Genomic DNA, 19,919 nt, shown 5'->3' with positions numbered 1-19,919 from the left:
CCATGACGACACCCGGTTCCGACTTCGTTCCCCGCACCGCCGTCGTGACCGGCGGCGACTCCGGCATCGGCCGCGCGGTGGCCGTCGCGTTGGCCGGCGGCGGCCTCGACGTCGGGGTGACCTACAACCGCGACCGCGAGGGCGCCGAGGCCACCGTCGCGGAGATCCGCGCGCTCGGGTGCAGCGGGTTCAGTGCCCACATGGACCTGACCGACCTCCCGGGCGCCCCGTTCGCCGTGGACTCGCTGGCCAGTGAGCTCGGCGGGATCGACGTGCTGGTGAACTGCTCCGGCACAGGCACCGCCACCTCGTTCCTCGACCTGGACTTCGACTCGTGGCGCACGGTGCTGTCGGTCGACGTCGACGGGGCGTTCCTGTGTGGCCAGCACGCCGCACGGCTGATGGTGGAGCAGGGCCACGGCGGGCGCATCGTCAATGTCACCAGCGTGCACGAACACCTGCCCAAGGTCGGTGCTGCACCGTACTGCGCCGCGAAGGCCGGTCTCGGCGGACTGACGCAGGTGATGGCGATCGAGCTCGCGCAGTACGGCATCACCGTCAACTCGGTTGCGCCGGGTGAGATCTCGACACCGATGACCGGTCAGACCGACGAAAACCCCGAGAGCAACCCCCGGCCGGGTGTCCCGCTCGGGCGTACCGGCGACGCACGGGAGATCGCCTCCGTCGTCGCGTTCCTCGCCGGCCCGACGTCGTCGTACATGACGGGCGCCTCCCTCGTCGTGGACGGCGGCATGGCCCTGATGGGGCCGCAGGCCGTCCAGTTCGCGAAGGACGACGCGTGGCGGAGCGTGTGACGTCCGATGGCCCTGCACTGCAGGGCCATCGGGGTCGTCAGGTGCCCTTGACGTTCATGATCTGGCGGAGCTCGTGGAGCACCGTGACCAGATCGCGAGCATCCTCCATCACCACGTCGATGGACTTGTAGGCATCGGGGATCTCGTCGATGAACTCGGCCGAATCCCGGTACTCGATCCCCACCATCCGCTCACGCAGGTCGTCCTGCGTGTAGCGCTTGCGCGCCTCGGCCCGGGAGAACCGCCGACCCGCACCGTGCGGAGCCGAGTGCAGACCGCTCGCGCTGCCCTTGCCCTCGACGACGTACGACCGCGTTCCCATGCTGCCCGGAATGATGGCCCGCACACCCTCGGCCGCGTGGACGGCGCCCTTACGGGTGAGCCACACGTCCTTGCCGGCATGCTTCTCCGGCCGGGTGTAGTTGTGGTGACAGTTGATTCGATCCGACTCGACACTCGTGTCGGTACCGGCCCGATGCACGAACTGGTGCAGGAACCGATCCATCATCTCCGCCCGGTTGAGGTACGCGAACCGCTGCGCCCACGTCAGATCCGCGATGTACCGATCGAACTCGGGCGTGCCCTGGGCCAGGTACGCGAGGTCACGGTCGGGCAGCTGGATCCACCACTTCTCGCACACCTTCTGTGCGATCGCGATGTGCTTCTTGGCGATCTTGTTGCCCACCCCTCGCGAACCCGAGTGCAGGAACAGCCACACCCGGTCCCGCTCGTCGAGACACAGCTCGATGAAGTGGTTGCCACCACCGAGAGACCCCAGCTGCTGACGCCACTTCGGCGAGTGCGACAGGTCCACCCCGCTCTTCTCGGCCAGTTCCTCGAGCTCCGCGATCTTGGCAGCGGTGAACTCGAAGCGGTCGAGGTGCCCGTTGTAGTTGCCGGGCGAGAGGGGGATGACGCGCTCGACGTCCTGACGCAGCTGCGCCAGGTCGAGGTCCGTGATGTCGCTGTGGCTCAGCGTCGTCTCGACGCCGATCATCCCGCACCCGATGTCGACGCCGACCGCGGCGGGGATGACCGCGCGCAGTGTCGGAATGACCGTGCCCACAGCGCTTCCCATTCCGGGGTGCGCATCGGGCATCAGGGCGACATGGGGGTGGATGAACGGCATGGCCGCGGTGCGACGCGCCTGCTCCAACGTGGCGTCCTCGATGGCCGAGGCCCAGTTGAGCAGCCGCGTTCCCGCGCCTGTCGGTGGCATGGTGATCTCCTTCGTTGTCGGTGAGTCAGTGACGGTACGAGGTGTGGGTACCTCGGGGCCAGGCAATTACGCTGTCCCGCATGCACTCGGAGTACGACGCGATCGCCCCGGACTACGCGGCAGCCTTCGCCGACGAGCTCGGCTCGCGCCCCTTCGACCGCGGGTTCCTGTCGTCGTTCGCTCGCTCGGTGCGGTCCTCGCGCGGCACGACGGTGCTCGACGCCGGGTGCGGGCCCGGCCAGGCGGCACGCGAGCTCGCGAGTGCCGGCCTCGATGTCCTGGGCCTCGACGCGTCGAAGGGCATGATCGCCGCGGCATCGGGGCCGGCCTCCTGGGTGGTGGGCGACATGACCGCGCTCCCCCTGGCCGACGGTTCTGTGCACGGCGTGTGCGCCTGGTACTCGATCGTGCACACCCCCACCGCCGATCTGCCCGCTCTGTTCTCCGAGTTCCGCCGCGTCACCGTTCCGGACGGCTGGCTGCTGCTGGCATTCCAGACCGCCGCACCCACCCGCGAACTGCGCACCGCGTTCGGGCGGGACGTGCACCTCGATTACCTCCGCCACGACGTCGACGAGGTGCAGTCGCTGCTCATCGACAGCGAGTACGTGCTGCACCGGGACGCCGTGCGATCCGCTCACGGCACGGAGACGGCGGCGCAGGCGTTCGTCGTCGCGCGGGCACGCGATCACCTCGTGGAGCCGCCGCCGCGCGGGTGTTGATCGTGGATGTCAGACCCCGGAATCCGGGGTTCCGATTCCACTGTTCCTGCGGGGATCCCCGGTGGGCCCACGCCCGTCCAACAGTGCGTGGACGAACTGGACAGATTCGCTGGTCGGCACGACGGCGTCATCAGCCGGGCGCAGGCCCTCGCACTGGGACTGTCGTCCACCGCGCTCGAACGCCGCGTGTCCGCAGGACGCTGGACCCGCATGGCGTCGGGCATCTACATGCCGGCAGGTCAACCGGTCACCCAGCAGGCGATGGTGCGCATCGCGGTGCTCCGATGCGGTCGCGGAGCACTCGCGAGTGGGCCCACCGCCGCATGGTGGCTCGGCCTGCTCGAGCGGCCGCCCGCCCACTCCTGGGTGACCATTCCGCGTGCTCGGCGCTACCTCGATCGGTCGGTCACCGTGCGACGACGCGACGTTCCTGCAGTCGACGTGGCGGTGGCCCGCGATCTCCGCGTCACCGGCCTCGCACTGACTGTGCTGGAGACCGCGGTGATCCTGGAGGGAGCACGACCCGGCGACGGAACCCAGTTCCTCGACCGCGCACTGCAGACCCGCACATCACTGGACCGGCTGCAGAGTGCCCACGCTCGCAATCCCGGACGTGTCGGCAGCCCTCGCGCCGCGGCGATGCTCGTGCACGCGGCGACCGGCGGCGAATCCGAGGCGGAGCGAATCTTCCTTCGACTGCTGCGCACCTTTCGCATCACGGGATGGGAGTGCGCCGTGCGGTCATGCGGCTACGTGATCGACGTGGCCTTCGTCGACCGGCGGGTGGCGATCGAGATCGACGGCTGGGCGTATCACCGCACGGCCGAGCGCATGGCCCACGACGCGGTGCGTCAGAACGCGCTCGTGAACGACGGCTGGACGGTGCTCCGGTTCACCTACCACCGGCTGATTCGAGAGCCCGATGCCGTGATCGCCGAAGTTCGTCGGGCACTGCGTCGATAGTGGAATCTGCGCCCCGGATTCCGGGGTCCAGATTCCACTATCAGCGTTTTCCACGCAGCAGGATGATCGCGAACGCCGGCACACCCACGAGCGCCGTCACGACCCCCACCGGAATCTCCTGCGGTGCGAAGACGCTGCGCGCCAGGGTGTCCGCCCACACCATGAACACGGCACCGATCGCCATGGACACCGGCAGCACGCGGTGATGGGCGGTGCCGACGAGGATGCGAGCCGCGTGCGGGATGACCAGCCCGACGAACCCGATGGCTCCCGCCGACGCCACGATGGTCGCGGTCATCAGTGCAGTGACTCCGAGCAGGACGACGGACAGGCGGAGCATCGAGACCCCGAGCGCGCGGGCCGTGTCCGATCCCAGCGTGACCGCGTCGAGGGATGGCGCCGCCACCACGCACGCCACCGCCCCGATCCCCACGGCGCCGGCGCACACCGCGACATCGCTCCACCCGGCACCGGCGAGCGAGCCCAGCAACCAGAACAGCACCCCGCGCGTCTGTTCCGCATCGGCGGAGGACAGCACGATGAACGAGGTGAGGGCCGAGAACAACTGCGTACCGGCCACTCCCGCCAAAATCACCGGCCCAGTTCCACCGCCGGCGCCGGTGGCCAGCATCATCACCAGCACGAAGGACACGAGAGCACCGACGAAGGCGCCGGTCGACAGCGACAGTGCGCCCGCACCCACACCGAGCACCGCCACCGACACCGCGCCCGTCGAGGCACCGGACGAGATGCCGAGAACGAACGGATCCGCCAAGCGGTTACGCAGCAGCGACTGCATGATCGCGCCACACAGCGCCAGGCCGCACCCGCAGATCGCCGCGAGAAGTGCACGGGGAAGCCGTAGTTCCCAGACGATGCCGTCCTGGATGCGGCTGACGTCCGCCGGCGGGCCACCGAGATGCGCGACGACGACGGCGACCACGTCGGGCACCGTCACGTTCGCCGGGCCCAGCGCGATGGACACCGCCACCGACGCGACGACCGCCAGCAGCGTGGCCACGACCGCCAATGCCGGTCGCACCCTCACCCGTTCGACCACTCCTGCAGTGCCGCAGCCACTTTCTCGATACCGTCGATGGTCCGGATCGACGGATTGAGGTCGGCACCGTTCACGACGATGTAGCGCTTGTCGATCACCGCCTGCATGCGACTCGTCACCGGGTTGCTCTCGAGGAATGCGATCTTGCTCGCCAGCGCGTCACCGTCGATGCTGCGCCGGCTGAGGTCGGCCAGCACGAGTGCGGAGGGGTTGCGGTCGGCGACACTCTCCCAACTCACCTGCGGCCATTCGTCCTTCGTGTCCGCGAAGACGTTGCGCACGCCCACCGCGTTCGAGATGACACCGGACGCTCCGCAGCACCCGGCCATGTAGGGGGCAGTGGTGTCGGCGAACCAGTACGCGAGCGACGCCTCCGACACCGGCGTGGATGCCGCGTCGTAGCGCGTTCGCAGCTCGTCGACGAGGGCATCCCCTCGGTCGCGGACATCGAAGATCGCCGCAAGATCGCGCACCTCCTCGAACACCGTCTCGATGCTCAGTGGCTCGTCCCGGGCACCGTCAGCGTTGACGCTGGTGGCCGACTTACCGATGCAGTCGGTCGGCGACAGGTACGTCGGGACGCCGAGGGCATCGAACCGGTCGCGGTCCGCGACTCCACCCTCTCCCAGCGTTCCGCCGAACGACGCGGTGACCAGATCGGGCTCGGTGTCCAGCACCACCTCGAGCGAGGGCTTGTTGTCCGCCAGCCGAGGAACCTGCGCGTCGGCGTCCGCGAGGTCGGCCCGTACCGGGTCGGTCCAGGTGGCGGTACCGACCATCCGATCTTCCAGCCCGAGGGACAGCAGGATCTCAGTGGACCCCTGATTGAGGGAGACGGCGCGCTGCGGCGGCGCGTCGATGGTGACGGTGCGGCCGCAGTTCTCGAGGGTGACGGGATAGGTGCTTCCGGCCTCGGCCGCAGCCGTCGTGGTCGGGCCGGTGGAGCATCCTGTGGCGATGAGGCCGACTGTCGTGACGACAGCGGCGATCGCGAGGCGTGGGGTCATGTTCGGTTGTGCCGTCCTGCTGGGAGCCCGTGCGCGGAGCTTCGAGGGTGGTGCCGGACAGCAAGCGATCGGACTTCGAGCCGAAGCTCGTCACCGTTGCGCGCCAGTCCCGGAATCGCACCGGGTTCCCTCGCTGAACGACTGTTCGAGGGTCACTCTAACGGTCGGTCGTCAGGCCGCCGAGTCGCGGCGGTGTTCGGGAGTCGACTCCTGCCGACGTGCGTCGCGCTCGTCGCGCTCCGCCTTGCGGACGGCGCGACCGATCCAGACACCGATGAGGACCGCCATGAGAAGCCACGCGACCGCGATGCCGACCACGAACATCCAGCCCGTGGTCACGAGCGGGTCCCGAGGTGGTGCGGTGTCGTCACGACGAGTTTTCGTCACGGCCATTCGCGAGGATTGCCGTGCTCGATCACAATCCGATCTCGGTCCCCATCACCTCGTGGGAGCGAGTGGCGCGTCACCGTCGACGTCGTGTGCGTGCTCGACGTCTTCCTCGACGTCGGCCACATGAATGGCATGGCCGACTCGGACGCCGAGAACGACCGACACCACCATCCAGACGGCCACGAAGCCGATGACGAACCACCACATGTCACGAAGTGTTCCACCGATACCGGCGACCGAACCGCCTGCGAGGACGCGACATGGTCACGGTATCCGCTCAGTTCACATACGGAATGTTCACGAAGCTGGGGTTCGCGGGGTCGAGTTGCACGTGCTGAGGTGCCAGCGCGGAGTCGACGAGCATCGGCCCCAGTGGCAGGTAGCGCGGCACGCTGGCGGCGTAGACGTCGATGCGGATCCGGTGGCCCGGCGCGATCACGGCATCCGTGGGGAGCAGGTTGATGTCCACCGTGGTCGGGACGCCGGGCACGAGCGGCTGCCGGCTCGCGAGCGTGAGCGCCGGCTTCGCGTCGACGTAGTCGCCGTTGGCCGAGCGGGTGCTCGTCGCCTCGTCGATCTGGCGCAGCGATGCGGTGAGAGCGCCGTGGCTGATCGGGGTGGACGTGCCGTCCGGCGCGACGTCGTTCATCGTCGCGGCCCAGAAGCCGTCGGGCCGATCGAGCACCGTGTTGAGATGCAGGTTGGTGGCACCCGAGATCTGGGTGGGCCTCTCGGCCGGCGCGCTGGTGAACGTCAGGGCCTCGGCCTCGTTGAACCGGGAGTCCTTCGTGCACACGGACCCCAGGATCGCCGCCGCACCCGCAGTACCGACCGCGGCGTCGCGGGAACAGACCCCGCGCAGGCCCGGCGCGACGGTGAGGCGTGCGGTGTCGGACGTCGGCGACGAGGACAGCGAGCCGTCGTGGAGGCTGTGCCCGGCGGTGCCGCTGGGGGCGGCGGAGAGGTAGGTGCGCTGTGACTGCGCTCCGGCACGGGGGAACTGATCGGTGGTGGTCCACCCGCCGCCCTGCTGGAACAGCGTCACGGGGCCGTACTTCTCGACACCGTTGTCGACGCCCTTCAGCCAATGGTCGAACCACGCGCGTTCGAGTGCATCGAGTCGCGGCGGGTTGCCCGGGCGTCCGAAGCCCGCACCCGGATTGACGTGGTAGCCGTCGCCCATGATCAGCTGCTTGCGTCCGGGCGCGACCGGTATGTCGTTGTAGATGCGCGGCTCGCTGTTGGTGAAGATGTCGTGCCAGCCGCCGTAGACCATGGTGGGCACCTCGATCTGCGACAGATCCGCCGAACGGTCGGCGTAGAACTCGCCGTCCTGCGCGACACCGAGTGTCTCGGGCCGGATGTCGGCAATGGTCGGCGCCGTGAAGGCGTTGGCGAGTTCGGGGATCAGGATCGCCGGATCGGCCAATCGATCGGCGAGCCACCGAGTGTCGAACTGCCCCTGCAGGATCGACTGCACGTTCGGGACGAACTTCAGCACGTTGACCAACGTGAGCCACAGCGGCATGAACCCGACACCCAACGCGCCGCCGGTACCCACGATGTCGCGCAGCAGGTCGTTGCCGGGCTCGACCGGGAAGATGGCCTTCAGCGCCGGCGGACGCAGCGCCGCGGCCTGCACGGAGTTGATTGCCGAGTAGGAGATGCCCGACATGCCGACCTGACCGTCCGACCAGGACTGCCGGGACGTCCAGTCGATGATCTCCGCCGAATCCTGTTGCTCGCGTGGACCCAACACGTCCCACGTGCCCTGCGAGAACCCGGTGCCGCGGGCGTCGACGACCACCTGGGCGTAGCCGTTCTGGACGAGGTTCCGGTTGACGGCGAAGATGCGCAGGCCCCCGCCGTCGACCGCCTGCGTGAGATCGGTGATGCCGTCGAACGGCGTACCGGCGAAGTTCAGGCTCGCCAGGAAGTCGAGCACCGGCTCGCTCACTCCGGGGATCTGCTGGATCGAGTCGATCAGGTTGCCCACGAGCTTGGTGTACGGCGTGATGTTCAGGACGGTCGGGAGGTCGGTCTCCACCGGGCGACCGGACGCATCGGCGGGCCGGTAGATGTTGGCCTGCAACACTGTTCCATCACTCATCGTGATGGGGACGTCCCAGTCGATGGCCACCTGCGGGTACTGCGGCGGCGCATCGGCCGCGGCGGTCCAGGCGACGGCGTCCGCGCCGCCGGTGGGATCCGCCGCGGCCGGCACCGCGGTACCGGATGCGACGAGGAGGGCGACGAGAACGCCCGAGATGACCGTGGAACGACGCCGCACACGAGCCCCCATGCTCTGATCGGCACCCTCCCCTGTGATGGGCGCCACTAACCTACCGGACGGTAACCTACGGTCACGGAAAGGTCAACGACCATTCATGCGCCGAACAACAAGAAGAGACCGAGGAAGGTGTACAGCACCATCACCAGCATGAGAGCCAGTTCGCCGAGCAGCGCGTCCTTCTTCGGTAGGAGCCGCAGAGCCGCGTCGTGCGCCAGTGTCACTCCGACGATGTGCCCGATCACCACGCACAGCACCGTGATCGACGCGACCACCGACGGGTGCGAGGACAACGCGTAGTTCACCGACGCGTCCGCGATGCCGAGCGGATTCCATCCTCGGTCGAACGGATCGAACAACGTGAAGACGCTCTGCTGACCTTTCTCTACGAGATAGGTGAGGTAATGGGCGAAGAAGTACCCGACGACGATCGGGATCAGCGAGTGCGCCAACAGACCGGGCAACTGCGCGCGACGCTCCCTCGTCACACCGCCGGTGGTGCGCGCCGCGAGCCAGAAGACGGTGCCCACCAGTGCGACACACGCCAGCACGCCGGCCGTGCGGATCAGCACCGGGTCACCGAGGTCACGCGCGAACGACTTCCAACTCGGCGTCTGCGCCAGCGAGTCGAACGCGGTGGAGCCGAGCAACGTGGCCGTCACGGCGACGGTTCCGCGTCGTACGGGGAGGGTGGCGGCACCGTCGAGCGGGTTCCGCAGCACGAGGGCGCGAGACTCCCTGTCGCGCGCCAGGATCGACAACCGCGCCACGGTGTCGCTGAACACCTCGAACGGATCCGCGCGCGCGAACCATTCCTCGCCGAAGATCAGGGCGCCGCCGAGCAGGACCACCACGTACAGCAGACACCAGGTACGCACGGCGGCAACCGAACCGGGATCACTCGACGCCAGTTCGAGCCACACGAAGGCCAGCAGGCCCAGCACCGCCGGGACCACCCCGATGCCGTCGGGCAGGGTCCGCGGCCGGCCGTGCGGCAGAACGCGATACAGCGCGCGGACCGGGGACACGATGCGCCACACCGGCCCGAAGACCAGCGATGCCGGGACCAGCCCGACCCACACCAGCACGTAGAACACGCCGAGCAGAGCGTTGGATGCATCCTGCGGACCCAGCACCGACGCCGCACCGACCCACACGGCCAGCGCCACCGACGCGGTGCCGACGACGCCCCGGAACGCGGCAGCGTCCACGAGTCGCGCCAGCGGCGTCCGGACCAGGTATCGATCGGGCGTCAGACGCGGAGTCTTCCACGCCAGCAACAGGACCGCGAAGGACGCTGCCAGCGCCCAGGCACCGCCGATGAGGGCGTACGTCACCGGGATCGGCAGGTCGGACGACCCGCCGAGACCGTGCGCGAGGAGCTCGCTGCTCACGACCGGACGAGCACCGTCGCCACGGTGACGTCGGCCTCGTGCAACTCGATGTCGACCGAGCCCGGCACGTCGACCGTGAAGCGGAACTGCTGATCGTCGCCGACCGCCACCGGGAAGCTGTGCTCCGGAACGGAATGCACGTGGATCTCGTCCTCCGCGTCGCTGGACACGGCCACGAGGATCTCCTCGCCGACCCTGCCCTCGAGACGCTGGTCGACCGGGGTGACCTCACCGCCCGCGATGGAGACGTCGAGCGTGGTGGTCGGCGTGATGCGTGGGACGTCGGACGCCGCTACGGACGTGGCCGGTGTCGAAGAGACCTGCTCGGGCGGCGCCTCGGTCTCCGGCTCCGCCTGCGAGCACCCCGCCAGTGCCAAGGCTGCCAACCCGACTACCACTGCGCGCATACCGATTGCCGACCGGCCTCCGGCCTTCCCGCTCACTCCGTACCCTCCCTCTCGTTCGCGTCCTTCAGCTCGTTCTCGGCGTTCTCCGCCCGCTCGGCCCGCCGGTCGCGCACGACGATGACGATCACCACGAGAGCGATGAGCACTGCGGGGATGACGGCCGGAAGTGCCAGCACGACAGAGTGATCCGCGAGGTAGATCACGTTCGGATCGGGCGTCATACGCGACTGCGCTCCTTGCTGCCCTTCGTCGCGGTGTTGCCGGGGGTGGCCAGGCTGATGCGCGCGGCGCCCCAGGACAGCGACCAGATGAGGGCCAGCGAGCAGGCCAGCACCACGAGGCACGCCGCCGTGAACAGCCACGCCGGGTGGTCGAACGAGCGCTCGCGCTGCAGCAGCTTGGTCTCGTACTGGAATTCGCGGGTGAACTCGGTGGTCGCGGGGACCTCCTCGGCGCCGATACCCTCGTCCGCCGCCATGAAGATGGGCGCACCGGCCATGGTGCGGCCGTCCTGGATGCGCAGGAACGTCTTCCACGTCCCGTCGACCGGCATGGCACGCGTGGAGCGGTACTCACCCGGGCCGGTGCGCTCGAGGTTGTCGACGACGAGTCCGTGCAGCGAGTCGCCTGCGCCCTGCCAGGCGAGGATGGAGACCCACTCGGGATCGTCGGACACCAGATCGCTCGGGTCGATGCTCACCGTGGCGGTGACCATGCGGAAGCCGTCCTCGCGGGGAGCGTCGGTGAGACTCACGGTCGCGCTCGCGCCCTGCGGAACGTCGATCATCAGGCCGTTCGCGACGCTGCCGCCGAGCACCAGCACCATCGCGACGACGACGGAACGCCGGACGGCGGGACGCGGGAGTCCGTCACCGCTGAGCGCCTGTGCGAACAGACCCGCGGTGAGACCGACGACGAGGCCGGCCGGGATGCAGGTGGCAAGCGCCTCGACCCACATACTGTTCGGCCACGGGTAGAGGAAGACGGCGTCGACCCACATGGACTCCAGGTACAGGCCGACGGTGCCCACGGCGATACCGGTGACGGCACCGAACAGGAGGCGGCGGTGGACGAGAGTGGTCAGACCCATGATCTCGACGACCACGGCCATGCCCAGGTAGAGCGTGAACACGCTGTGCGGCTCACCGAGGACGGGACCGACGATCAGCGCGGTGACCTCGCGGATCACCGCGGCGAACGCGACGGCGAACAGAGCGGATCCGCGGCCCACCATGAGGCGGGCGGCGATGAGCGCGAAGGCGCCGGCAGCCGTCATGAGCAGCGGCTGGAAGACGAGCCGGAACTGTTCGACGCCGAAGTCGTACTCGATCTGGAAGACGGACAGGCCGATGACGAGACCACCGAAGGCGGAGCTGCGCATGAACCAGGTGATGATCGAGCGCTTGCGCGAGTCGACGGCCTGCGCCGGGTCCGCCGTCGTCTCGCCGTCGGGCTCACCGCCGGTGGCGGCGGTGGTCACGGCGGTGGAGGCCATCGCGACGCGCCCCTCGTGCTCGAGCAGCAGCACGCCGACGAGCGAGAGCCCGGCGCCGCCGATGAGCATGAGGTGCGTCGGTCCCCACAGCGTCACGTCCTGGCCGAACATGCGGTGCCAGATGTCGTCGAGCGGGAAGCCGATGAGCGCGTACAGGCCCGAGCCGGCGATGAGCAGCCCGCCGGTGGGGGCGTACCAGGTCCGGGTGATCTTGATGGCTGCCGGACCGGGCTTCTCGTCGCGCGGCAGGATGATCGCCAGCGCACCGGCGATGAACAGGAAGAACAGGCCCACCAGGATGAAGTAGTGCGCCGGGTTGGCCAACGGGCCCTCGTCGCGACCCCGTCCGATGTGCAGGCTGACGTCCCAGATGAAGCCGAAGAACGCGGTGAGGATCGTCGAGATGAACATGACGAGCGGCAGCGCCACCCACCCGGGGCGGTGCAGCTTCTCGCCCGCGTAGTCCGCGAGGCGCTGCAGCCACGTGATGCGCCTCGTCCGGTGCATCACGGCCAGATACAGCAGGAACAGCGAGATGACACCGGCTGCCGCGGTCATGCCGAAGACCTGATCGAGCGCGGCGCCGCCACCGGCCGGCGCCTGTGCGATCAGGTTACTCGAGGTAACACCTACATTGTTCACGCATCGGATTATGTCTGTAACCGGGCGTCGACACCAGAGCTACCCGAAAGTAATTTCTCGGGCACTCTCACGTGCCGCGCGCGGCGGTCGTCGCTGCTCTATCGTCTGCGCATGGACGTCGAACTCCGGCACAACCCCTCCAACACCGTCGCCCGATGCCGCCTCGCACCACGGGAATCGCTGAACACCGAGGGCGGGGCGATGCTCGCGTGTTCGGCCGGTGTAGACATCCGCAGCAGCACCCCGGGCGGATTCCTCGGCGGACTCAAACGCAGCGCGCTGAGCGCCGGATCCTTCTACGTCACCACGTACACGGCACCGGACCAGGGCGGCTGGGTCGACCTGGCCGGCAAGCTGCCCGGCGACGTCATCACCGTCGACGTCGCCGACGGGCAGGAGTGGTTCGTGGGCCACGGTTCCTGGCTCGGCAACTCCCCCGACGTCACCGTCGACCCGCAGTTCGGCGGAATGAAGCAGATGTTCGGCGGCCAGGGCGCCTTCGGCTACAAGGCGTCGGGGCGCGGGCACGTGCTGCTGGGTGTGTACGGCGCCATCGACGTCATGGACCTCGGTCCCGGGGAACGCGTCACCATCGACACCGGTCACGTGGTGGCCTACCACCTCGCGATGACGTTCGACGTGCGTCGAGCGGTACAGGGGAAGACGATGCAGACGCTGAAGTCCGGCGAGGGGCTGGTGTTCGACTTCACCGGTCCGGGCCGCGTCCTGCTGCAGACCAGGAACCCTCGCGAACTCGAACGGCTCATCGACGAGAACCGGCCACGCTCGAGCTGATCGTGGAACTCAGACCCCGGAATCCGGGGTTCGGACTCCACTATTCGCGGTGTAGGCCCGCCAGCCGCCGAACTCGGTGATGTCGGTGCCCGCCTCCGCCGCATCGGCGGCGCACATGAAACCGACCACCTCCCGACCGTCGGACAGCGTCACCGATCCCAGGCCCATCGGTGCGGGCAGCCCGGCCAGGAACGTGCCGAGGTGCGCCGGGGCCATCCGATACAGCTCGCCCGCGATGGAGGCGCTGCCGCCGCGCACCAGTCCGGGCTTGGGCGGCGTGGTGCCCAGATCGACCAGGCGGTAGTCGGCGGAGGTGCTCACCTCACCGACGAACCGCGCACCACGCTCGACCAGCTGACCGTTCAGCGGGAACCCTCGCAGGTGCGCGCCGACGACGAGCACGTCCACGCCGTCCTCCACGAGTACCGCCGTGTCCTGATCCGCCACCGCGGCGCCGATGTCGAGCAGTACCTGATCGGTGAACGCGGGGCCCACGACCATGACGCCGAAGGGATCCCCCGCCGTCGTGCGCGCACCCGGCACCGCGACGGCCGCCATGTCGAGAAGGTTGCAGAAGTTGGTGAACGTGCCGAGCCTGCGGTTGATGCCGAGCGGATCCGCCTGTACCGCAGCGATGGTGGGGTGCTCGGTGGTCGTCGGCAGCACCAGGCCGTCGAGCCCGTCGAGAATCGACGCCGCGTGCGCCTTCGCCGCCAGCAGCGTCGAGAGGTCGTCGACGTACGCGTGCGCTGCCGGATCCTTCGCGCCCAGCACGATGCGGGAGACTGTCGGGTCGGCGTGCTCGGGCGATGTCGACAGAAACTCGCCGACCGCCGCGTAGCGCTGCGCCACGATCGCCCCGTCGTACAACAGCACGGCCGCGTCCAGCAGCACGGAGATGTCGACGATCTCGTGGTCGATCCCCACAGCGTCCAGTCCCGACACCGTGCGCTCGAACGCCTCCGCGTACTCGGGGCACAGCGCGCGGAGATCCTCGGTGCGTGGAACGGCGACACGGGGGCGCGGCGGGGCCGACAACGGCACCGTCGCGGGCCACGCACGACTCCGCGGATCCGCCGAGTCCGCACCGATCATGATCGCCATGGCTGCTGTGGCCGTGGTGATGTCGGCGGCGAAGACCGTCACGGCGTCGTAGTCCACGCACGCCGGGACGACGCCGGTGTTCGGCACCAGTCCCAGCGTCGGCTTGATGCCCACCAGGGAGGCGAAGGCCGCAGGAACTCGGCCCGACCCTGCCGTGTCCGTTCCGAGGGCGATGTCCACGATGCCCAGCGCGACCGCGGTCGCGGAGCCGGAACTCGAGCCGCCGGAGATCTTCTCGGGGTCGTGCGCGTGCCGCACCGCGCCGTACGGGCTGCGCGTTCCCACGAGTCCGGTGGCGAACTGGTCGAGATTGGTCTTGCCCAGCACCAGAGCGCCGGCGGCGCGGAGTCGCGCGACCACGGTCGCATCGGCGTCCGGGGTACGGGCGAACTCGGGGCACGCCGCCGTCGTCGAGAGACCCGCGACGTCGATGTTGTCCTTGACCGCGAGCACGGTCCCGTACAGCGGCAGGCTCTCGTCCAGACCGGCGGCCTCCGCGAGGACGTCCGCCTCGTCGCGCAGCGTGATCCACACTTCGGGGCGGTCGACCTCGGCAATACGCTTGTACGCGAGCAACACTCGATCGGTGGCGGTCGTCATCATGCTCCCTGTGCTGTGGTGAGGGCGAACTCGCCGGCCGCGGACCAGGCATCGCGCTCTATGCCGAACGCCTCGGCCTGCTTCTTGCGGAACTCGGCGATGGAGCTGTCGTTGTCGGCCAGGAACTCGTCGTGGTCGGCCAGAGAGAAGGTGCCGTCGGTGATCTCGACACCCGCTCCGCGCCCGGCCGCGAGATCGGCGCGCATGTCGGCGAGTTCCTCGGTGCTGACGGGGTACCAGGAGATGCGGTCGAAGAAGCGCAGCAGCCAGGGCGTGCCCTCTTCGAACCCCTTCGTGGTCAGAGGATGACGGTGGTTCCAGACCTGCGTGGTGCGACCGACGAACTGGTAGCCGCCGGGTCCCTCCATGCCGTAGATGCACAGATACGCGCCGCCGATCCCCACAGCGTTCTCCGGTGTCCACGTGCGGGCCGGGTTGTACTTCGTCGTGACTAGGCGGTGCCGTGGATCCAGCGGAGTCGCCACCGGTGCACCGAGATACACGTCGCCCAGGCCCAGCACCATGTACTCGGCGTCGAAGACCGTGTCGTACACGTCGTCGACGGACTCGAGCCCGTTCATTCGGCGGATGAACTCGATGTTCCACGGGCACCACGGCGCGTCGGAGCGTACCCCGTGCATGTAGCGCTGGATCGCCTCGCGCGTGGACGGGTCGTCCCACGAGAGCGGCAGCCGCACCTGCCGACTGGGCACCGTGAGCTCGGAGGTGTCCGGCAGCGCGTCCTCGGCCTCGAGCAGCAGATCCAGGAGTTTCGAGGTCGACAGCACATCGGGGTCGACCTTCACCTGCAACGACCGGATACCGGGCGTCAGATCGACCAACCCGGCGGGAGCGATGGCCTCGACGGCCTCGTGCAGGGCGTGCGCACGGGCCCGCAGCGCGAGGTCGAGGGACATCTCGCCGTACTCGACCAGGATGTTGTCGTCACCGGAGCGTCGATAGGTGACCGGCGTGGCACCGTCGCGGCGCGCGATGACACCGTCGTCACCGTCGCCGCCGCGCGAGAACACCACGGGCAGGCCGGCGCGCCGGCCGACGCCCAGCGTGTTCTTCGAGGCGGCCGCAGCGGCCTCGAGCGCGACGAAGCGCACCGTGTCGCCGGGGCGCAGCTGACCGAGCTTCCAGCGATCGGCCGCGACCACCGTCACCGGGCACACGAAACCGCCCAGGCTCGGGCCGTCGGGACCGAGCAGGATGGGGGTGTCGCCCGTGAAGTCCAGCGCCCCGACCGAATACGCGTTGTCGTGGATGTTCGACGGGTGCAGACCCGCCTCTCCCCCGTCGGTGCGCGCCCAGTCCGGGCGGGGTCCGACCAGCCGCACGCCGGTGCGATCGGAGTTGAAGTGCACCTCGTAGTCGGTGCCGAGAATGGTGTCCATGTCGGAGCGGGTGAAGAACTCGGGTGCTCCGTGCGGACCCTCCGTGACGGCGAGCTGCCACGAGTGCGTCAGCGCCGGAACGTGTTCCATCGGCACGGGTGCGGGCGTGCCGGTCGCGCGATCCGCCGGGGCGAGGTCGTCGCCCGCCTGCAGCACACGGCCGTCGAGCCCGCCGAACGTCCCGAGTGTGAAGGTCGACGCACTGCCGAGGTACTCCTCGGCCAGGACGCTGCCGCGGATCGCGACGTACATCCGCAGACCGGCCCCGGACACCGCACCCACGTCCAGCACCCCGCCCGCGGGCACCGTGATCGGCGTCCAGCGCTCGGCGGGTTCGCCGTTCACCGTGACGGGTGCGTCCGCACCGGTGACGCACACGACGGTCTCGTCGTCGAAACGCAGTGCGGGACCGCTCATCGTGGTCTCGAGCGCCGGCGCTCCCTCCGGGTTGCCGACGGCGACGTTGGCCAACCGCAGCGACAGGTCGTCCATCGGCCCCGACGGGGGTACTCCCACCTTCCAGTACCCCACCCGGCCGGGCCAGTCCTGAATGGTCGTGAGCATGCCGGGGCGCTCGACGCGGATGCTCATGCGGGCCGCGTCACGATCAGACGAACCGGTGTCGGGTCGAAACCGTTGCACGGGTTGTTTATCTGCGGGCAGTTCGAGATCAGGACCAGCGAGTCGATCTCCGCGCGCAGCGCGATCCGCTTGCCCGGCGCGGACAGTCCGTCGACGATGCCCAGGCTGCCGTCCGCGTCGACCGGGACGTTCATGAAGAAGTTGATGTTGGAGACGATGTCGCGCTTGCCCAGACCCCACCGCGACCCCTCGAGCACGAAGTTCTCGACACACGCGTGCTGGTGCTTGGTGTGGTGGCCGTAGCGCAGCGTGTTCGATTCCTGCGAGCACGCACCGCCGATCGTGTCGTGATTGCCCACCTCGTCGGCGACGATGGTCATCATCGGCCGGGACTCACTGTCGCGCAGCACCGTTCCCGTGGTGAGGTAGACGTTGCCCTGGCCCACCATGGTGGCCGGTGCGCTGTAGCGGACGGTGTGGTCGTCGGCGCCGTAGACCAGGGTGTCGACGGCCTGGTTGCCCTCCAGGTCGAGGATGGTGAGGACGTCACCGGCGCGCACGACGGCGGACCACGGGCCACGGGCAGGTGCGACCTCGTCGAGGATCACCCGGCCGGCCACCAGCGCCAGTTCCTGTACTGCTGCGGTCATTTCGAGCCTCCTGCTGCGTACATGTCTTCCGTGTTGGCGACGGCACGGAGGTATTCGGGGTCGGTGTTCGGCAGCGCCTCGAGATCCTGCGGCGACGGCCAGGCCAGCACCTCGAGCGACGTGGTGTCGAAGGTGGGCGACGGATCGATCGGGTGCGCCGTGTTGGCGATGCTCACGATCACCGGCAGGTGCAGGATCAGGTCGACCTCGCGGCCGGCACCCGCGGAACCCGTGCTGCGGAGCGCCCCGTCGGGATCGACGGTGACGCCGTGGAAGAAGCTGAGTGTCGGCGGCACGTCGCGGGGACCGAGGCCGTTCTTCAGGGCGGCCAGGACCAGCAACTCGCGGCCCGCGGGCGACGCCGAGTACGCGCTGCCGTCACCGTACTTCGCGGTGTTGGTGAGCAGCGTCGTCGTACCGCACAGTGCGTCGTGGTGTCCGGACGAGTCGGCCAGCACAGTGGCGATCACCCGCCCCTGGTCGGACAGCAGCGGATGACCCACCCCCATGTACGCCTGCCACGGCACCTTGACGGTGTCGGCGGTGTTCAGGCGTTCCCACGGTGCGTCGGCACGGTGCAGCAGGACGTGCGCGCAGGCCGCTCCGTCGATGTCGCGCAACCGGACTCGGGTTCCGCGCTGGAGCACCTTCGTCGTGTACCGCCCGCCGGGAACCGTCTCGGCCCAGACGAGCGACGCGGCATCGGTTCCGGAAACCTCGTGCGGCCACAGGGAGGGTGGGACCACCGGCATCGAGTCGGTGATCTCCCGAGCCTGCGACCGGGCGTGCTCGCGGGCGGCTGTGGTGGTGGCGGTCATGCGGACACTCCTGTGGTGACGGGGTTGGGGTGGGCCTTGCCGCGCGGGAAGCACAGCGCACCGACGGCGACGACGGCCAGCACGGTGAGGGGTGCGGCCCAGCGCAGCAGCGGGAAATCGCCGGAGGGGTCGTAGATCTCGGGGCGCGGCCAGGACAGGTTGACCACCATGGCAGCGCCGTAGACGACGGCGAGAAGGTTGACGGGCAGGCCGAGGCGGCCGAGGGTGAACAGCGGCTTGCCCTCGGAGTCCACCTTCGGGGCGCCGGTGGTGTTGTGGGGCCAGCCCTTCAGCCGCTGGAGGAGCAGCGGCACGGTGACCATCATGTAGGCGAGGTAGATGAGGACGATGCACACGCTGGCGAGGGTGGAGAAGATCGCCGAGTTGCCGACGTTGACCACGAGCACCAGGACGCAGCCCAGCCCGATGACGACGGCCGGAGCGATGGGCGTGCCCGTGGTCTTGTTGACCGATCCGAGAACACGGGACGCGGGGAGCCGGCCGTCGCGGGCCATCGAGAACATGAGCCGGGACGCGGCGGTCTGAATGGCCAACGTGCAGATGAGGATCGCGATGGCCACGTCGATCAGGAGCACGGTGCCCCACGGGGACGAGAGCACGGAGTTCAGCACGTACGGCAGGCCCTGCGTCGCGAGTTCACCGTCGGTGAGGCTGGGTGCCGCCATGAGCGCACCGATGATCATGAGCCCGCCGCCCAGCGCGGAGACGGACAGCGCGAGACGGATGGTGCGCGGTGCGACCCGACGGGGATTCTTCGTCTCTTCGGCCAGTTCGCCGGCGGAGCCGAATCCCACCATGACGTAGGCGGCCATGAGTCCCGAGACGATCCACGCCCCGATGTAGCCGGAATCGACGGGCACGCCGCCGGTGTCGAACACGACGTCCGGTCCGCGCTGAGCATGAGTGAAGAACACGCCGATCACCGCGATGACACCGACGATCTCGCACGTCACGCCGATCGAGTTGATGCGCGCCATGGCGTTGACACCGATGGAGTTGATGGTCGTGGTGATCACCAGCAGCGCGGTGCCCAGCACGACGGCGTTGGTGGCGCCGTCCGACGAGGTCAGTGCGGTGTCGGTGCCGACGATCTGGAAGCCGCTCCAGACGTTCGGCAGCACCACCTGCAGTGCGATGGCGGCGGCGGAGGCCGTCACGATCTGCGCGATGATCATGAACCACCCGGCGAACCAGCCGGTGATCTCACCGCCGACGCGGCGTGACCACTGGTAGATGGCCCCGGAGATGGGGTAGCGCGCGGCCAGTTCGGCGAAGCACAGCGCCACCATGAACTGGCCGACGAACACCACCGGCCACGCCCAGAAGAACGCCGGACCGGCGAAGCTGAAGCCCAGGCCGAACAGCTGGAAGATCGTCGTCAGGATCGAGACGAACGAAAAGCCCGCCGCGAAGGACGCGAACTTCCCCAGCTTGCGATGCAGCTGTTGTTCGTACCCGAACTCGAGGAGATCGTCGGAGTCGCCGTCCGCGTGACGGTCCGACGGGGGTGGGAGCACGGCCTGGCTCATGGGTGTTCTCCATCGA

19 protein-coding genes, 1 pseudogene and 1 riboswitch are annotated in these 19,919 nt (G+C 68.9%); of the genes and pseudogenes, 5 read left to right on the top strand and 15 right to left on the bottom strand.

The genetic code is table 11. The features are described 5' to 3' along the window. Positions 1-2: 2 nt before the first annotated feature. Positions 3-815 carry an SDR family oxidoreductase gene (locus HQ314_RS17520; RefSeq protein WP_222650724.1) on the top strand — a complete coding sequence of 271 codons (813 nt, stop codon included), beginning with the start codon at positions 3-5 and terminating at the stop codon, positions 813-815. A 37-nt stretch (positions 816-852) separates the two neighbouring features. Here HQ314_RS17520 and HQ314_RS17515 read toward each other — a convergent pair whose 3' ends face one another. Next, positions 853-2,034 (bottom strand): RtcB family protein, encoded by a 1,182-nt coding sequence (locus HQ314_RS17515; protein ID WP_222650723.1) that lies wholly within the window; start codon positions 2,032-2,034, stop codon positions 853-855. Between the two features lie 80 nt (positions 2,035-2,114). On the opposite strand from HQ314_RS17515, the gene HQ314_RS17510 reads away from it, so the two are divergent. Beyond that, complete coding sequence (locus tag HQ314_RS17510; RefSeq protein ID WP_222650722.1) at positions 2,115-2,756, top strand: class I SAM-dependent methyltransferase; 642 nt, start codon at positions 2,115-2,117, stop codon at positions 2,754-2,756. Between the two features lie 6 nt (positions 2,757-2,762). Next, positions 2,763-3,719, top strand: a complete 957-nt coding sequence (locus HQ314_RS17505; RefSeq protein ID WP_222650721.1) for a type IV toxin-antitoxin system AbiEi family antitoxin domain-containing protein — start codon at positions 2,763-2,765, stop codon at positions 3,717-3,719. Between the two features lie 40 nt (positions 3,720-3,759). Here HQ314_RS17505 and HQ314_RS17500 read toward each other — a convergent pair whose 3' ends face one another. The 5 genes from HQ314_RS17500 to HQ314_RS17480 all read right to left on the bottom strand — a co-directional run bounded on the left by HQ314_RS17500 (position 3,760) and on the right by HQ314_RS17480 (position 8,400). Next, complete coding sequence (locus tag HQ314_RS17500; protein WP_222638817.1) at positions 3,760-4,767, bottom strand: iron ABC transporter permease; 1,008 nt, start codon at positions 4,765-4,767, stop codon at positions 3,760-3,762. Next, entirely contained in the window at positions 4,764-5,786 is a 1,023-nt protein-coding gene (locus HQ314_RS17495) for an ABC transporter substrate-binding protein (RefSeq protein WP_222650720.1), read from the bottom strand. Before HQ314_RS17495 ends, HQ314_RS17500 begins: the two co-directional genes overlap by 4 nt. Before the next feature lie 41 nt (positions 5,787-5,827). After that, positions 5,828-5,947, bottom strand: a riboswitch (cobalamin riboswitch). Positions 5,948-5,957: 10 nt separating this feature from the next. Next, entirely contained in the window at positions 5,958-6,125 is a 168-nt protein-coding gene (locus HQ314_RS17490; protein WP_222650719.1) for a hypothetical protein, read from the bottom strand. Positions 6,126-6,224: 99 nt separating this feature from the next. Then, positions 6,225-6,383, bottom strand: coding sequence for a hypothetical protein (locus HQ314_RS17485; protein ID WP_155957071.1), 159 nt, complete (start codon positions 6,381-6,383; stop codon positions 6,225-6,227). Positions 6,384-6,453: 70 nt separating this feature from the next. Further along, on the bottom strand, positions 6,454-8,400 hold the full coding sequence (locus HQ314_RS17480; RefSeq protein WP_374197845.1) for a CocE/NonD family hydrolase: 1,947 nt from the start codon (positions 8,398-8,400) through the stop codon (positions 6,454-6,456). Between HQ314_RS17480 and HQ314_RS21880 the strand changes: the two are divergent. After that, positions 8,354-8,485 (top strand): annotated as a pseudogene (locus HQ314_RS21880) (hypothetical protein); the annotation flags it as partial. The gene HQ314_RS17480 and the pseudogene HQ314_RS21880 overlap by 47 nt on opposite strands. Before the next feature lie 76 nt (positions 8,486-8,561). Here HQ314_RS21880 and HQ314_RS17475 read toward each other — a convergent pair. The 4 genes from HQ314_RS17475 to HQ314_RS17460 are packed head-to-tail and all read right to left on the bottom strand — an operon-like array spanning position 8,562 to position 12,320. Next, a complete protein-coding gene (locus tag HQ314_RS17475; protein WP_222650717.1) occupies positions 8,562-9,860 on the bottom strand; it encodes a hypothetical protein in 1,299 nt (432 codons plus the stop codon). Further along, positions 9,857-10,267 (bottom strand): hypothetical protein, encoded by a 411-nt coding sequence (locus tag HQ314_RS17470; protein ID WP_222650716.1) that lies wholly within the window; start codon positions 10,265-10,267, stop codon positions 9,857-9,859. Before HQ314_RS17470 ends, HQ314_RS17475 begins: the two co-directional genes overlap by 4 nt. Before the next feature lie 32 nt (positions 10,268-10,299). Then, positions 10,300-10,488, bottom strand: coding sequence for a hypothetical protein (locus HQ314_RS17465; RefSeq protein WP_222650715.1), 189 nt, complete (start codon positions 10,486-10,488; stop codon positions 10,300-10,302). Further along, complete coding sequence (locus tag HQ314_RS17460; protein ID WP_261781767.1) at positions 10,485-12,320, bottom strand: hypothetical protein; 1,836 nt, start codon at positions 12,318-12,320, stop codon at positions 10,485-10,487. The genes HQ314_RS17465 and HQ314_RS17460 overlap by 4 nt, the downstream gene beginning before the upstream one ends. A 195-nt stretch (positions 12,321-12,515) precedes the next feature. Between HQ314_RS17460 and HQ314_RS17455 the strand changes: the two genes are divergently transcribed. Further along, a complete protein-coding gene (locus HQ314_RS17455) occupies positions 12,516-13,199 on the top strand; it encodes a TIGR00266 family protein (protein WP_051613494.1) in 684 nt (227 codons plus the stop codon). A 9-nt stretch (positions 13,200-13,208) separates the two neighbouring features. Here HQ314_RS17455 and atzF read toward each other — a convergent pair whose 3' ends face one another. The 5 genes from atzF to HQ314_RS17430 are packed head-to-tail and all read right to left on the bottom strand — an operon-like array spanning position 13,209 to position 19,903. After that, a complete protein-coding gene (atzF, locus tag HQ314_RS17450; protein ID WP_222650713.1) occupies positions 13,209-14,906 on the bottom strand; it encodes an allophanate hydrolase in 1,698 nt (565 codons plus the stop codon). Next, entirely contained in the window at positions 14,903-16,894 is a 1,992-nt protein-coding gene (locus tag HQ314_RS17445) for a 5-oxoprolinase/urea amidolyase family protein (RefSeq protein WP_222650712.1), read from the bottom strand. The genes atzF and HQ314_RS17445 overlap by 4 nt, the downstream gene beginning before the upstream one ends. Further along, positions 16,891-17,535, bottom strand: coding sequence for an urea amidolyase associated protein UAAP2 (locus HQ314_RS17440; RefSeq protein ID WP_222633116.1), 645 nt, complete (start codon positions 17,533-17,535; stop codon positions 16,891-16,893). Before HQ314_RS17440 ends, HQ314_RS17445 begins: the two co-directional genes overlap by 4 nt. Continuing rightward, the gene (locus HQ314_RS17435; RefSeq protein WP_222650711.1) at positions 17,532-18,353 is read right to left on the bottom strand and encodes an urea amidolyase associated protein UAAP1; all 822 of its coding nucleotides are present in this window, start codon (positions 18,351-18,353) and stop codon (positions 17,532-17,534) included. The genes HQ314_RS17440 and HQ314_RS17435 overlap by 4 nt, the downstream gene beginning before the upstream one ends. Beyond that, positions 18,350-19,903, bottom strand: coding sequence for an amino acid permease (locus tag HQ314_RS17430; protein ID WP_222638827.1), 1,554 nt, complete (start codon positions 19,901-19,903; stop codon positions 18,350-18,352). The genes HQ314_RS17435 and HQ314_RS17430 overlap by 4 nt, the downstream gene beginning before the upstream one ends. Positions 19,904-19,919 lie beyond the last annotated feature (16 nt).

Origin of the sequence: Rhodococcus sp. BP-332 (genome assembly GCF_019836065.1) — a bacterium.
Taxonomy (GTDB): domain Bacteria; phylum Actinomycetota; class Actinomycetes; order Mycobacteriales; family Mycobacteriaceae; genus Rhodococcoides.
This window is presented reverse-complemented; position numbering and strand designations above follow the sequence as displayed.